The organism is Roseateles sp. GW821-FHT02E12 (assembly GCF_059421665.1).
Genome location: NZ_JBWKVK010000005.1, coordinates 227,671 through 242,557, shown reverse-complemented (window position 1 = coordinate 242,557; position 14,887 = coordinate 227,671). Strand labels below are relative to the sequence as shown.

Sequence of the window (14,887 nt, the reverse complement as noted above, 5' to 3'; positions counted from 1 at the left end):
AGACACAGTGAAAAACCAGTACCGCCGAACCGCCATCTCCATTGCCGCCGCCCAGGCCGCCCTGCTCTGCAGCGGCATGGCCTTTGCGCAGACCGCGCCCGCCCCCGCGGCGGCTGCATCCGCCCCCGAAGCCAAAACCCAGCAAGCCCAGAAGATCGAGACCGTCGTCGTCAGCGGCCGCCGCGCGGCCCTGCAGTCGGCTCAGAAGTTCAAGCAGGACTCCGACGAAATCGTCGACACCATCGTCGCCGACGACATCGGCAAGTTGCCCGACCGCTCCATCACCGAAGTGCTGCAGCGCGTCGTCGGCGTGACCATCGACCGCACCATGTCCAAGGGCGACCCCGAGCACTACTCGGTGGAAGGCTCCAGCGTCAACATCCGCGGCCTGTCCTATGTCCGCTCCGAAGTGAACGGCCGCGACACCTTCTCCGCCAACGGCGGCCGCGCGCTGAACTTCGAAGACGTGCCGCCCGAGCTGATGTCCGCCGTGGACGTCTACAAGAACCCGTCGGCCGTGCAGATCGAAGGCGCCATCGGCGGCCTCGTGAACCTGCGCACCGCCCTGCCCTTCGACTACGCCGGCTTCAAGGGCGGCATCACCGCCAGCGGCAACTACAACCAGCTGCAAGGCAAGTGGAGCCCGGCCGTGTCGGGCCTGGTGTCCAACCGCTGGAAGACCGACCTCGGCGAGTTCGGCGCGCTGCTGAGCCTGGCGCACAGCGAGAGCAGCACCCGCACCGACCTCTGGCAGGTCGAGCCCTACTTCAAGGTCGACGGCACGCACTGGGTTCCGAAGGGCGCGCAGTGGCGTGACTCCAATTTCGAGCGCACCCGCAAGGGCACCTACGGCGCGCTGCAGTACAAGAACGACGACGTCAGCAGCTCGCTGACCTACTTCGAGTCCAAGTACAAGATGCAGTGGGACGAGAACGCGCTGTTCTCGAGTGCCAACCCCTGGAACCTGAAGATCTCCCCCGGAGCCACCTATGGCACCAGCGGCAACCTGCTGACCGGCACGCTGACGGCACCGACCGATGGCGGCGTCAACTTCGGTGCCGACACGCGCTACATGTCGCGCAACTCCAAGACCCGCGACCTGGGCTGGAACCTGAAGTGGAAGGCCAACGACAAGTGGAGCTTCAGCACCGACCTGCAAGTGGTGAAGTCCACGACCAATGCCTTCGACTCCACGGTGGCCACCGGCCTGCAGATGCCCAAGGAGACGCTGGACCTGTCCGGCTCGACGCCGCGCGTCGTCTTCGACGCGACCGACCTGGCCGCGCTGAAGGACCTGGGCAACTATTACTGGGCGTTCACGATGGAACACCTGGACCGCAGCAAGGCCGAATCCAAGGTCTGGCGCGGTGACGCCAAGGTCAACTTCGACCACCCGGTGTTCCAGGACCTGCAGTTCGGCGTGCGCCTGACGCAGCGCGACGCAACCACCACCAACACCGTGCCTGGCTACAACTGGGCGGCCATCACGCAGACCTGGCAACAGGGCTGGGACATCAACCATGTGGCGCGCCTGAACGACCCGCGCTTCAACGCGCCGGTCAGCCTGCACCCGTTCACCAACTTCTTCGGCGGCCAGAGCGTGCCGGGCGTCTATGTGCCGGCCGTGTCGCTGGCCAAGGACTACCCGAACAGCTACACCGCGCTGCACAAGTACCACGACATCCTGTGCGCCGAGCAGACCGCCGCCGCAGGCTGGGGCAGCGGCTGCCCGGCCTGGGCACCTGCCAGCTTCGGCACCGACCCCGCCGGCACCAACGAGCAGCACGAGCGCAGCCAGGCCGGCTACGCCCAGTTGCGCTTTGACCTGAACGACTCGGGCACGCCGCTGGACGGCAATGTCGGCCTGCGCGCCGTGCGCACCGAGATGAAGGCCAAGGGCTACACCGTGTTCGCCAACCAGGCGACCTCGATCCAGCCCGGCCAGAGCCAGGGCGGCGTGACCGTGCCCACCATCCAGAGCTTCAGCAGCCCCATCAACGCCGAGCAGAACTATGTCGACGTGATGCCCAGCCTGAACCTGCGCTACAAGCTCAGCGATGCGCTGCAGTTCCGCGCGGCCCTCGGCAAGGCCATCACGCGGCCCGACTTCTCGCAGCTGCAGGCCTACACGTCGATGACGCTGACGACGACGCAGCACACGGTTGGCAACACCGTCGTCATCGACAGCGTGAACCTGGCGGGTTCGGCTAACGGCAACCCGATGCTCAAGCCGATCAAGTCCAACCAGATCGACTTCACCGGCGAGTGGTACTTCTCGAAGAACGGTTCGCTGACGGTGGCCGTGTTCAACAAGCAGTTGAAGGACGTCATCGTCAACCAGGCGCAAACGGTGGCGCTGCGCGACACGGCCAACAACACGCCGCTGAACTTCACGGTGACCTCGCCGGTCAACGGCGCCAACGGCCACGCCCGCGGCATGGAAGTCGCCTTCCAGCGCTACCTGGACATGCTGCCGGGCTTCTGGTCGGGCTTCGGTGTGCAGGCCAACTACACCTACGTGGACAGCAAGACCAAGCTCAAGAGCCCGGTCCTCAGTGCCTACTGCGCCGGTACCAGCACCAACGCCGACAACCTGAACCTCAACATCAACGGTTGCGACACCGACGGCCGTACCTTCGGTGACCTGCCGCTGCAGAACCTGTCCAAGCACGCCTACAACCTGGCGCTGCTGTACGACTGGGGTCCGGTCTCGGCACGCGTGGCTTACAGCTGGCGCTCCAAGTACCTGCAGGGCGTGAACGTCAACGGCACGCGCGGTGGCGATGGCCGCCTGGCCAATGGCGACAGCGTCGCCTGGGCGCTGCCGACCTGGAGCGACGCCTACGGCCAGATCGACGCCGGCATCACCTACCGCGTGCTCGACAACTTCAGCCTGAGCCTGGAAGGGCAGAACCTGGGCAACACGGTGGCGCGCCAGCTGATGCAGCAGCAGATCGGCATGATGACGCGCGGCGTGAACTACACCGGTCGCCGCTACTCGGTGCAAGCCAGCTACTCTTTCTGAGCCTGGCCACGGTCCGGCGGCCCTCGGGTCGCCGGACCTTTTCGCAATCCCTGGATTCCGATGAAGACAACCACCCTCCTTTCGGCTGCCGCGGCGGCACTGGCCTGCCTGCTCACCACGCAAGCCGCACTCGCCGCCGAGGCGCCCCGCCTCGTCACCCGCGACGGGCGGCACGCGCTGCTCGTCGACGGCAAGCCCTTCCTGATGCTGGGCGCCCAGGCGCACAACTCCAGCAACTACCCCGCCGCGCTCAAGCCCGTATGGGACGCCGCCAAGGACGTGAAGGCCAACACGGTGCTGATACCGGTGGCCTGGGAGCAGGTGGAGCCCGAGGAGGGCAAGTTCGATTTCAGCTTCGTGGACGTGCTGGTGAAGCAGGCCCGCGAGCACAAGCAGCGCCTGGTGATCCTGTGGTTCGCCACCTGGAAGAACACCAGCGCCCAGTACACGCCCGCCTGGGTCAAGCTCAATCCCAAGCGCTTCCCGGCCAATCTGGACCGCGAAGGCAAGCCGAACTACAGCCTGAGCCCCTTCGGCGTCGAGACGCTCAAGGCCGACAAGCGCGCCTTCGTCGCGCTGATGGCGCACCTGAAGAAGATCGATTCGACCGAGCGCACCGTGCTGATGGTGCAGGTCGAGAACGAGGTCGGCACCTACGACCTGGTGCGCGACTTCGCGCCCGCCGCGCAGGCCGCCTTCGAGCAACCCGTGCCGGCCGCCGTGCTGGCGCGCAAGAAGCCGGTGGCTGCAGCGTCGGGCACCTGGCGCGAGGTCTACGGCGACTACGCCGACGAGTACTTCCACGCCTGGGCCATCGCCCGCTACATCGGTGACATCGCTGCCGCTGGTCGCGCCGTCTACGACCTGCCGATGTACGTCAACAACGCGCTGCGCAACCCCCTGGACCAGCCGCCCAAGCCCTGGAACAAGGACTTCGCCAGCGGTGGCCCGACGCATGACGTCATCGACATCTACAAGGCCGCTGCCCCCGCCCTCGACATCGTCGCGCCCGACATCTACAACGCCGAGTCCGCGCAGGTGAATGCCAACCTGGGCCTCTTCCAACGGGCGGACAACGCGCTGTGGGTGCCCGAGATCGGCAACTCGGCGATCTATGCGCGCCACCTCTACGCCGTGCTCGGCAAGGGCGCGCTGGGCGTGGCGCCATTCGGCATCGACTACTTCAACTACAGCAACTTCCCGCTCGGCTCGACGGCGACGGACCACACGATGGTCGAGCCCTTCGGCCGCGTGTTCAAGATGTTCGCGCCTATCCAGCGCCAATGGGCGCAATGGGCCTTCGACGGCCGCACGCGCGGCGCGGCCGAGGGCGATGACCGCAAACCGCAGGTTCTGGAGTTCCCCGGCTGGTTGGCCAAGCTTAGCTACCGCGAATGGCAGTTCGGCGAGACCAGCTGGAAGATGACCGACAAGGTCCCCGCCGGCACCGAACAGCCCGGCGGCGGCGTCGCCATCGCGCAGATCGGCGACGACGAGTTCATCGTCATCGGCCAGCGCACCCGCGTGCGCATGGAAGCAGCACCCGGCACGAACGGCTTCATGCTGCGCACCGAACAGGGCCGCTTCGACGACAAAGGCCGCTGGGTCATGGAGCGCGTCTGGAACGGCGACCAGGTCGATTACGGCCTGAACCTGCCGTCCGAGCCCGTCATGCTCAAGGTCAAGATGGGCCGCGCCAAGTGATCCATCGCCGCCACCTGCTGCAGGCAGCGGGCCTGCTCGGCCTGCCGGCCTGGGGCGCGGAAGGCGCGCCGGCCTACGACTGGCGCAGCTTGACGTTTGGCGGCGGCGGCTTCATCGATGGCTTCGTTTTTCACCCGCGCGAGCAGGGCCTGCTCTACGCGCGCACCGACATCGGCGGCGCCTACCGCTTCGACCCGGCGGCCAAGCGCTGGCTGCCGCTGCTGGACCAGTTGAACAAGGCCGACTCGGACCTGATGGGCGTGCTCAGCCTCGCCGTCGACCCGAGCGACGCCAACCGCGTCTACGCCGCCTGCGGCCTGTACACGCATCAATGGGCGCGCGGCGCGGCGCTGCTCGCCTCCAACGATCGCGGCGCGACCTGGGCGGTGCACGAACTTGGCCTCAAGCTGATGGGCAACGGCCCTGGCCGTGGCACCGGCGAGCGTCTGCAGGTGGACCCCAATCGCCCCGAACGTCTGCTGCTCGGCACGACGCAGGACGGGCTGCTGCAAAGCACCGACCGCGGCCAGCGTTTCTCCAAGCTCGGCGGCTTCCCTGCCAAGCATGTGTCCCTCGTGCTGTTCGGGCCGAAGAAGGGCACCGTCTACGTCGGCAGCCACGACCAACCCGGCCTGTTCGTCTCCAACGATGACGGCGTCAGCTTCACGCGCATTGCCGAGCTGCCAGCCCAAGCGCCACAGCGCGCGGCCTTCGGGCCGGACGGTTCGCTCTACGTCAGCTTCGCCGCTGGCGAGAACAACGCCGTCGTCAACCCCAGCTACGCCAAGACCGGCAGCGTCTGGCACCGCGAGCCGGCCGGCCGCTGGCGCGACATCACGCCCGTCAAGCCGACCTCCGCCCAGCCCTTCGGCTACTCCGGCCTGGACGTCGATGCCAAGCGCCCCGGCCGCCTCGTCGTGTCCACCATCGAGCGCTGGTCGGCCGGCGACGAGATCTACGTCTCCGACGACTTCGGCGCGAGCTGGGCACCGCTGAGCCCGCGCTCCGCCTTCGACGCCAGCACCCACCCCTGGCTGCAGGCCTACCAGGGCAAGACGCAGCACAAGCAAGGCCACTGGCTGGCAGACATCAAGATCGACCCGCACGACGGCGAGCGTGCCGTCTACGGCACGGGCTATGGGCTGTGGATGACGGCCAACCTCGGCGCGGCCAAGGTCAACTGGGCGTTCACGGTCGACAACCTCGAGGAGACTGCCACGCTCGGCCTGGAGAGCCCGTCCGGCGGCGCCTCGCTGCTGGCAGCCATGGGCGATGTGTCCGGCGCCGCCTGGGACGACATCGGCCAGGGCCCGAAGAACGGCCTTTTCCTGCCCGCCGGTGAGAGCTGCCGCTCGGTGGCCTATGCCGAACTCAACCCCGGCATCGTCGCGCGCACGTCCGACGCGGCGGCCAACGGCGGCTACTGGTCGCCCGACGGCGGCGCGAGCTGGCGGCCTTTCGGCCCGTCGTCGCGCAACACCAAGACGCCCGAGGGCTGGAACGCGCAGACCGGCCAGGTCGCCGTGTCGGCCAAGGGCGGCTTCTTCCTGTGGGTGCCCGACAAGCAGGCCGCGCTGTTCTCTCGCGACCGCGGCAAGACCTGGGCTGTCAGCCAGGGCTGGCCAGCCGAACGCGACGTCGCCCTCATGCCGGTGGCCGACCGCGCCGTCGAAGGCATCTTCTATGTGCATGACCGCGCCAACGGCCGCATCCTCGTCAGCGCCGACGGCGGCGCCAGCTTCCAGCCTGGCATCACCGGCCTGCCCAAGCTGCAGAGCTGGCAGACGGCCCAGCTCGCATGCGCGTCGGGCAAGCTGCGCGACCTCTGGCTGGCACTGCCCGAAGGCTTGCTGCACTTCCCCGGCGTCGACGCCAAGGCGCAGGGCCTGCGCGGTGTCGTCGAGCCCTGGCGCGTGGCCATCGGCAAGGCGGCCGAAGGCGGGAGCTATCACGCCGTCTACGTCTGGGGCCGCGTGCTCGTCAACGGCGACCCCGTCGAAGGCCTGTTCCGCTCCATCGATGCCGGCGCCAGCTGGCAGCGCATCAACGACGACCGCCACCGCTACGGCCGGTTGAACGCGCTGGCCGCTGACCCGCTGGAGTTCGGCATCGTCTACCTCGCGCCGGAAGGCCGCGGCGTCATCATCGGCAAGCCGCGCGTATGAGGGCATCACTGCTCGCCCTTTGCCTCGCCATCGCGCTGCCGCTGCAGGCCGCCGAGCTGGTGCTGCGCTACGACCAACCCGCACCCGACACGGCCCAGGGCTGGGAACAACAGGCCCTGCCCGTTGGCAACGGCCACCTCGGCGCCATGCTGTTCGGCCAGGTTGCACGCGACCGGCTGCAGTTCAACGACATCACGCTGTGGACGGGCGACGCCAAGGCCATGGGCGCCTACCAGCCGTTTGGCGACGTGGTGGTGGAACTCGACGGCGCGCAGTCGCCCGTGAGCGACTACCGCCGCGAGCTGGACATTGCACGGGCCCGCCACCGCCTGACGTACAACCAGGCGGGCGTGCGCTTCGAGCGCCAGACCATTGCCAGCCACCCGGCCCAAGTCATCGCCTGGCGGCTGAGCGCCGACCAGCCCGGCCGCTACAACGGCCGCATCGCGCTGACCGACCACCATGGCGCCGCACTCAGCGCCGCCAACCAGACACTGACCGCTGTGGGCACGCTGCCCAACGGCCTGGCCTACGCCAGCCAGCTGCGCGTGCAGCACGAAGGTGGCAGCGTCGCCAGCGATGGCAACACGCTGGTGTTTCGTGGCTGCAACTCGCTGACCATCATCCTGGGCGCAGGCACGAGCTACGCGGCCGGCCGGGTCAACGGCGCCGCGCCGCTACCGCGCGTGCAGGCACAAGTTGCCGCCGCCAAGCCCTGGCCCCAACTGCGCGCCGAGCATGAGCGCGACGTTCAGGCCTTGCTCGGCCGCGTGCAGCTCGACCTCGGCAGCAGCCCGGCCGAACGCCGCGCGTTGACCACCGACGCGCGCCTGACCGCGTACACAAGGAGCGGCGGTGACCCCGAGCTGGAGGCGCTGTACTTCCAGTACGGCCGCTACCTGCTCGTCAGCAGTTCGCGCAACTCGCTGCCTGCCAATCTGCAGGGCCTGTGGAACGACAGCCTTACGCCGCCGTGGAACAGCGACTACCACTCCAACATCAACCTGCAGATGAACTACTGGCCGGCGGAGCCGACCAACCTGGCGGAGACAGCGCGGCCACTGCACGCCTTTGTGCGGAACCTCGTGCCGATGTGGCGCCGCCCGGTTGCCGAGCGCGCGGCGCTGGCCTTGAAGGACGCCCAAGCGCTTCCCCCCGAGACGCCGCCCTGGGACAACTCGATGCAGCCGCCCGTCGAGACCTTCCTCACCGCGGATGGCAAGCCCGTGCGCGGCTGGACGCTGCGCACCGAAACCAACCCCTTCGGCGCCCTGGGCTATCTGTGGAACATGACGGGCAACGCTTGGTATGCCCGCCACTTCTGGGAGCACTACGCCTTCACGCAGGACAAGGCCTTCCTGCGGCACGTGGCCTGGCCGGTGCTGAAGGAGGTCAGCGACTTCTGGGAAGACCGGCTCAAGGCGGGGCCCGATGGCCGCCTCGTCGCACCCAACGGCTGGTCGCCCGAGCACGGCCCGGTGGCCGACGGCGTCACCTACGACCAGCAGATCCTGTGGGATCACTTCGACAACACCGCCCAGGCCGCCGACGTGCTCGGCGACCGCGTAGCGCGCGACCATGCGCTGTCGCTGCGCGACCGCCTTGCCGGCCCGCGCGTGGGCAGCTGGGGCCAGTTGCTCGAATGGCAGGACGAGCTGAAGGACGCCGTACTGGACACACCGCGCGACACGCACCGCCATGTGTCTCACCTGTTCGCCCTCTTCCCCGGCCGCCAGATCTCGGCACAGCGCACACCCGAGCTCGCTGCCGCCGCGCGCAAGACGCTGGACGCGCGTGGCGACGTCAGCACCGGCTGGTCCATGGCCTGGAAGATGGCCTACTGGGCACGGCTGCGCGATGGCGACCACGCCCACCGCCTGCTGCGCGGCCTGCTGGCCCAACCCGGCGCCACGGCAGCTCGGCCGGGCGCCGAGGTCCACCAAGGCGGCACCTATCCCAATCTCTTCGACACCCACCCGCCCTTCCAGATCGACGGCAATTTCGGCGCCACCGCCGCAATCGCCGAGATGCTGGTGCAATCGCAGGACGGCGTCATCGACCTGCTGCCCGCCTTGCCTGCGACCTGGCCCGAGGGTTCTGTGAAGGGCTTGCGCGCACGCGGCGGCTTCGAGGTCGATATCGCCTGGGCACGCGGCCGCGTCACGAGCGCCACCGTGCGCTCGGTGGCCGGCGCTGGCGGCGGTCGTGTTCGCTTGGGCGAGCGCGTCGTCGAGCTGAAGCTCAAGCCCGGCCAGTCGCGCACGCTGCAAGCCAAGGACTTTCTCTGACATGAATCGTTTTCTCCTGCTCGCTCTCGCTGCCTTGCTGCCATTGACAGCGCAGTCAATGGACCTGGATGTCGGCCGGCCTGCCAAGGGCTGGCAGATCGCTGTCACCGACTTCGAAGGCGAGGCCAAGCTCACCGGTGACCGCGTCACCGTGCCCAAGCCGGCCAACCCGCGCGTGCCCAACAGCCATGTCGCCGCCCGCCGCGGCGACGACGGCGCCGTAACGCTGCAGTTCAGCAATACCTGGATCGCCCAGGCGCGCTGGCAGGACGGCGCGCCGCTGGACCTGCGGCCTTACCTCGCCGAAGGCACCGTCGAGTTCGACTTGAACGTCGTCGACCTCGCCAACGGCGGCATGAAGTTCAAGCTCGGCTGCGGCAAGGACTGCGAACGCATGGTGCCCTTTCTGTTTGCCGGCCGCGAACTGATTGGCAAAGGCCGCCAGCACCTGTCCTTGGCGCTCAAGTGCTTCTGGCGCGAGGGCGATGACTTCAGCGCCGTGAACGTGCCCTTCACGCTGGAAGGCACGGGCAGCGGCGAATTGCAGATCGCCAACCTGCGCCTGAACAAGCGCGGCAAGGCGACGACCTCCTGCCCCGACTACCGCACCCAGTCCGTCACGCCCGAGCGGCTGCAGGAGTCCTGGGCCGTCGAGTGGTGGCTGCCGCGCCACGAGGCCAAGCTGGCAGAGATCCGCGCGCATCGCGAGGCCGGCCGGCGTGTGGACCTCGTCTTCCTCGGCGACTCCATCACCCAGGGCTGGGAGAACGAGGGTAAGGCCGCCTGGGCCGCGCACTTCGCCAAGCACAACGCCGTCGCCCTGGGCTTTGGCGGCGACCGCACCGAGAACCTGCTGTGGCGCCTGCAGCACGGCGAGCTGGACGGCATGCGCCCGAAGGCCGTCGTCGTGATGATCGGTACCAACAACACCGGCGATCGACTCGAAGACCCGGCCTTCACCGTCGCCGGCATCAAGCGCAACCTCGACGAGATCCGCCAACGCCAGCCCCAGGCCAAGGTGCTGCTGCTGGCCCTGTTCCCGCGCGGCGAGAAGCCCGACGACCTGACGCGCCGGCATAACGCCAAGATCAATGCACTGCTGCCGGCGCTCGCCGATGGCCGCCAGGTCGTCTTCCTCGACATCGGCCGCGCGCTCATGAATCCGGACGGCACGCTGTCCAAAGACATCCTGCCGGACTGGCTGCACCTCAGTCCGCAAGGCTACGAGATCTGGGCCCGCAGCCTGGATGCCACCCTGACCCCGATGCTGGCGCCCTGACGGCGCGCAGCGAAGTACCCCATGACCTCTTCCCTGACGTACTCCAGCCCCTTCCCCGCCGACTTCGTCTTCGGCGTTGCCGCCGCCGCCCCGCAGATCGAGGGTGCCGCCTTCACCGACGGCAAGGGCGAATCCATCTGGGACCGCTTCTCCCGCCAGCCCGGCAAGGTGCATGACGGCGACACGCTGGACATCGCCTGCGACCACTACAACCGCTTCGATGAGGACTTCGCGCTGATGGCCTCGCTGGGCCTGAAGAGCTACCGCCTGTCCCTGGCTTGGCCGCGCATCTACCCGAACGGCGACGGCGAGCTGAACCAGGCCGGCCTGGACTTCTATCACCGCCTCTTCGCGAGCATGAAGAAGCACGGCATCACGCCCTGGGTCACCCTCTTCCACTGGGACCTGCCGCAATCGCTGGAAGACCGCGGCGGCTGGACCGAGCGAGTCACGGTGGACGCCTTTGGCCGCTACGCCGACACCGTCGTCAAGGCCTTCGCGGGCGAGGTCAAGCACTGGATCACGATGAACGAGATCCGCTGCTTCACGCAGCTGGCCTACGGCTACGGCACCAAGGCGCCGGGCCGCACCGAGAGCGCGGCCGTCGTCAACCAGACCTTCCACCACGCGCTGCTGTGCCACGGTCATGGCGTGCGCGCGGTGCGTGAGTTCGGCGGCGCCGGCGCCGTGGTCGGCCTGACGGACAACTGCGATGTCTGCATCCCTGTCACCGAGACGCCGGCCGACATCGAAGCGGCCAAAGCCTGGTTCCTGGAGAAGAACGCCCATGTGCTGGGCGCCATGCATGCCGGCCACTACCCGGCGGACTACCTGGCCCGCGCTGGCGCCGACGCGCCGCATGTCGAGCCCGGCGACTTCGACCTCATCAGCCTGCCGACCGACCACCTCGGCCTGAACATCTACACCGGCACCTATGTGCGCGCCGGCAAGAACGGCGCGGCGTATGACGCCCTGCCCAACCCGGTGAACTACCCGCGCGCCGACAGCCCCTGGCTGCGCCTGGTGCCCCAGTCCATCTACTGGGCCACGCGCTTCGCGCATGAGCTCTACGGCCACCAGTCGCTCTACATCACCGAGAACGGCTGCGGCTACAACGACGAGCCGGTGGTGAACGGTGAGGTGCTGGACCTGCACCGCCGCGACTTCCTGCGCAACCACCTGCGCGAAGCCCACCGCGCCATCGGCGACGGCGTGCCGCTGCACGGCTACTTCCTGTGGAGCTTCATCGACAACTACGAGTGGGAAGACGGCTACCAGCGCCGCTTCGGCATCGTGCACTGCGACTACGAGACGCAGGTGCGCACGCCCAAGCTGTCCGCCCTGTACTACGCCGACATCATCAAAGCACGCAGGATCCTGTGAACACCGCCACCCTCCACATGGCGCGGGCCGATCGCCTGCCGCTGAAGCAGAAGATCGGCTTCGGCCTGGGCTCCATCCTCGACATGTGGGGCCACTGGCTCTATGCGTCGCTGGCCTTCCAGGTGTTCAACATCTTCCTCGGCGTGGCCCCCGGGCTGATCTCCACGGTCCAGGCCATCAAGATCTTCATCGACGCCGGCTCCGATGCGGTGTTCGGCTGGCTCTCCGACAACACGCGCACGAAGTACGGGCGCCGGCGCCCGTTCATCCTCGTGGGCGGCATCCTCGCCGGCATCGGCCTGCCGCTGATGTTCGCCGTCGGCAAGGGCTGGACCGACATGCAGTACTTCAGCTTCATGCTGATCAGCATGGTGATCTACGTGCCGGTGATGAGCTGCTTCAACATGCCCTGGGTCAGCCTCGGCGCGGAGATGACGCCGGACTATCACGAGCGCACCAGCGTCATGGCCGTGCGCAACGCCATCCAGAAGGGGCCGGAGCTGGCGATGTTCTTCGCCGCCCAGTTCACGACGCTGGCCATCTTCAACGACGCCAACGGCAAACCCGACATCCTGCGCGGCGCCCAGGTCTACACCAGCATCCTCGGCGCCATCATGGTGGCGGTGTCCATCGCCATCTTCCTGCTGGTGCGCGAGCGCTACTACGAGAAGCTGGTGTCGCGCACGCAGACCCACATCCCGCTGGCCGACACGCTGTGGCGCACGCTGCGCTGCCAGCCCTTCCGCGCCGTGTTGACGATGTCGCTGGCCTACAGCATCGGCACCGCCATGGTCGGCGCTCTGGGCTACTACGCCACCGTCTACTACGTCTGCAAGGGAGACATCGTGCTCGCGACGAAGTGGAACACCGCCATGGGCCTGGCCGGCATGGCCTTCGGCTTCGCGGGCATCCCGTTCTTCTCCGGCATCGCGCGCCGTTTCGGCAAGCGCACGGGCCTGGCCTGCGTGCTGAGCCTGGCCATCTGCGCCTTCATCGGTGACTGGTGGCTGTACGACCCCGAACTGCCCTACCTGCAGCTCTTCGCCTGCGGTTTCGTCGCCTTCACCGGCGCGGGCTTCTGGACGCTGTACGCCGCCACCATCGGCGACGTCGTCGACTACGACGAATACCAGACCGGCCAACGCCGCGAGGGCTCGTTCTCGGCCTGCCAGTCCTGGATCTCCAAGGTCGGCATCGCGCTGGGCGTGGGCGCGTCGGGCTGGATCCTGCAGTTCACCGGCTTCGACGCCAAGCACGACATCCAGACGCCGGAGTCCCTGTTCTGGATCCGCATCCTGCTGTCGGGCATCCCCGTCATCGGCCTGGTGCTGGCGCTGATCGCCATCCTGCGCTTCCCGCTGACGGAAGCGCGCATGCTGGAGATCCGCGGCAAGCTCGAAGCGGTGCGGGGCAAGGTATGACGATGTCCCGCCGCATGGCCGTGCAGGCTGCGCTCGCCGGCGCCTCCATCCCCGCCATCGCGGCGCCGCGCGCCGGCGCCGGCATCGAAGGCCAACGCAAGGCGGACCTCGGCAACGGCACCTACCTGAACCCCATCGTCGCCGGTGACCACGCCGACCCAACGATCCTGAAGGACGGTGCCGACTACTACATGACGTTCTCGTCCTTCCAGTCCTACCCGGGCGCCGTCATCTGGCACTCGCAGGACCTGGTGAACTGGACGCCGATCACCGCGGCCCTCACGCAGCCCATCGGCACCGTGTGGGCGATGGACCTCATCAAGCACGCGGGCCGCTTCTACATCTACATCCCGGTATTGCAGGACGCCGGCACGGGCATCTACGTCATCCACGCCGACGACATCCGCGGCCCGTGGAGCGCACCCATCGACCTGAAGGTGCCTGGCTGCATCGACCCCGGCCACGTGGTGGGCGAGGACGGCAAGCGCTACCTCTTTGTCAACGGCGGCCGGCGCATCCGGCTCAAGGACGACGGCCTGGCCACCGACGGCGCGCTGGAGAACAACGCCTGGAAGCCCTGGCAGTACCCCAAGGACTGGGTCGTCGAGATGTTCGCGCCCGAGGGCCCCAAGCTGCTCAAGCGCGGCGAGTGGTTCTACCTGATCTCGGCGGTAGGCGGCACCGCTGGGCCGCCCACCAGCCACATGGTCACCGTGGCCCGCGCGCGCTCCGTGCACGGGCCGTGGGAAGACGCGCCCAACAACCCCATCGTGCGCACGAAGAGCATCGACGAACCCTGGTGGTCGCGCGGCCATGCCAGCGTCGTCGAGGGGCCGGCGGGGGACTGGTGGATGGTCTATCACGGCTACGAGAACGGCATGCGAACGCTGGGCCGACAGGCGTTGCTGGAGCCCGTCGAATGGACGAAGGACGGCTGGCTGCGCGCCAAGGGCGGCACGCTGGACAGGCCGCTGCCAAAACCGCGCGGTGGCAAGCCGAGCAAGGCGGGCTTCGCACTGTCCGACGACTTCTCCAGCGGCAAACTCGGCCTGCAATGGGCTTTCCACGCGCCCGGGCCCGACGAAGCCAAGCGCCTGCGCTTCGAGGAAAAATCCCTCGTCATCCGCGGCAAGGGCAAGGCGCTGCCAGACTCCTCGCCGCTGACCTGCGCGTGCGGCGACCGCAGCTACGAGGTCACGGTCGAGCTGGAGATCAGCGGCGATGGCCACGGCGGCCTGGCGCTGTTCTACGAGGAGCGCGGCCACGTCGGCATCGCCTTCAGCACGACGCAGATGCTGACCTACGGCTACGGCCAGGAGCATTCGTGGATGCGTGAAGCCATGGTGACGCGCCGTGTCCACATCCGCGTCGTCAACCGCGAGAACGTCGTCACCTGGCACTACTCGCACGACGGCGGCAAGACCTGGAAACAGCACTCCTGGCAGATGGAGGTCTCCGGCCTGCATCACAACGTCTTCGGCGGCTTCGTCAGCCTTCGCCCTGCGCTGTTCAGCGCGGGCGCCGGCGAGGTGCGCGCCCGCAACTTCGTCTACAGAGGACTCCCGACGTGACTTCGCTTCGCTCCCTCCGCCGCCGCCAACTCCTGGCTGCTGCCACCCTTC

8 protein-coding genes are annotated in these 14,887 nt (G+C 68.0%); all 8 read left to right on the top strand.

Annotated features, from left to right (window positions below):
• The first annotated feature begins 7 nt into the window (after positions 1–7).
• From AC07V5_RS28410 to AC07V5_RS28375, 8 genes are read left to right on the top strand one after another with little or no spacing between them, the layout of a single operon-like run.
• Positions 8–3,025 (top strand): TonB-dependent receptor, encoded by a 3,018-nt coding sequence (locus tag AC07V5_RS28410; RefSeq protein ID WP_495118970.1) that lies wholly within the window; start codon positions 8–10, stop codon positions 3,023–3,025.
• 60 nt (positions 3,026–3,085) lie between these two features.
• A complete protein-coding gene (locus AC07V5_RS28405) occupies positions 3,086–4,729 on the top strand; it encodes a DUF5597 domain-containing protein (protein WP_495118969.1) in 1,644 nt (547 codons plus the stop codon).
• The gene (locus tag AC07V5_RS28400) at positions 4,726–6,894 is read left to right on the top strand and encodes a hypothetical protein (RefSeq protein ID WP_495118968.1); all 2,169 of its coding nucleotides are present in this window, start codon (positions 4,726–4,728) and stop codon (positions 6,892–6,894) included. The genes AC07V5_RS28405 and AC07V5_RS28400 overlap by 4 nt, the downstream gene beginning before the upstream one ends.
• Positions 6,891–9,182, top strand: a complete 2,292-nt coding sequence (locus AC07V5_RS28395; RefSeq protein ID WP_495118967.1) for a glycosyl hydrolase family 95 catalytic domain-containing protein — start codon at positions 6,891–6,893, stop codon at positions 9,180–9,182. The genes AC07V5_RS28400 and AC07V5_RS28395 overlap by 4 nt, the downstream gene beginning before the upstream one ends.
• Before the next feature lies 1 nt (position 9,183).
• The gene (locus AC07V5_RS28390) at positions 9,184–10,461 is read left to right on the top strand and encodes a GDSL-type esterase/lipase family protein (RefSeq protein WP_495118966.1); all 1,278 of its coding nucleotides are present in this window, start codon (positions 9,184–9,186) and stop codon (positions 10,459–10,461) included.
• Positions 10,462–10,482: 21 nt separating this feature from the next.
• Positions 10,483–11,844: a GH1 family beta-glucosidase gene (locus tag AC07V5_RS28385; RefSeq protein ID WP_495118965.1), complete on the top strand. Its 1,362-nt coding sequence runs from the start codon at positions 10,483–10,485 to the stop codon at positions 11,842–11,844.
• On the top strand, positions 11,841–13,265 hold the full coding sequence (locus AC07V5_RS28380) for an MFS transporter (RefSeq protein WP_495118964.1): 1,425 nt from the start codon (positions 11,841–11,843) through the stop codon (positions 13,263–13,265). The genes AC07V5_RS28385 and AC07V5_RS28380 overlap by 4 nt, the downstream gene beginning before the upstream one ends.
• A gap of 2 nt (positions 13,266–13,267) precedes the next feature.
• Complete coding sequence (locus tag AC07V5_RS28375; protein WP_495118963.1) at positions 13,268–14,836, top strand: family 43 glycosylhydrolase; 1,569 nt, start codon at positions 13,268–13,270, stop codon at positions 14,834–14,836.
• Positions 14,837–14,887: the final 51 nt, after the last annotated feature.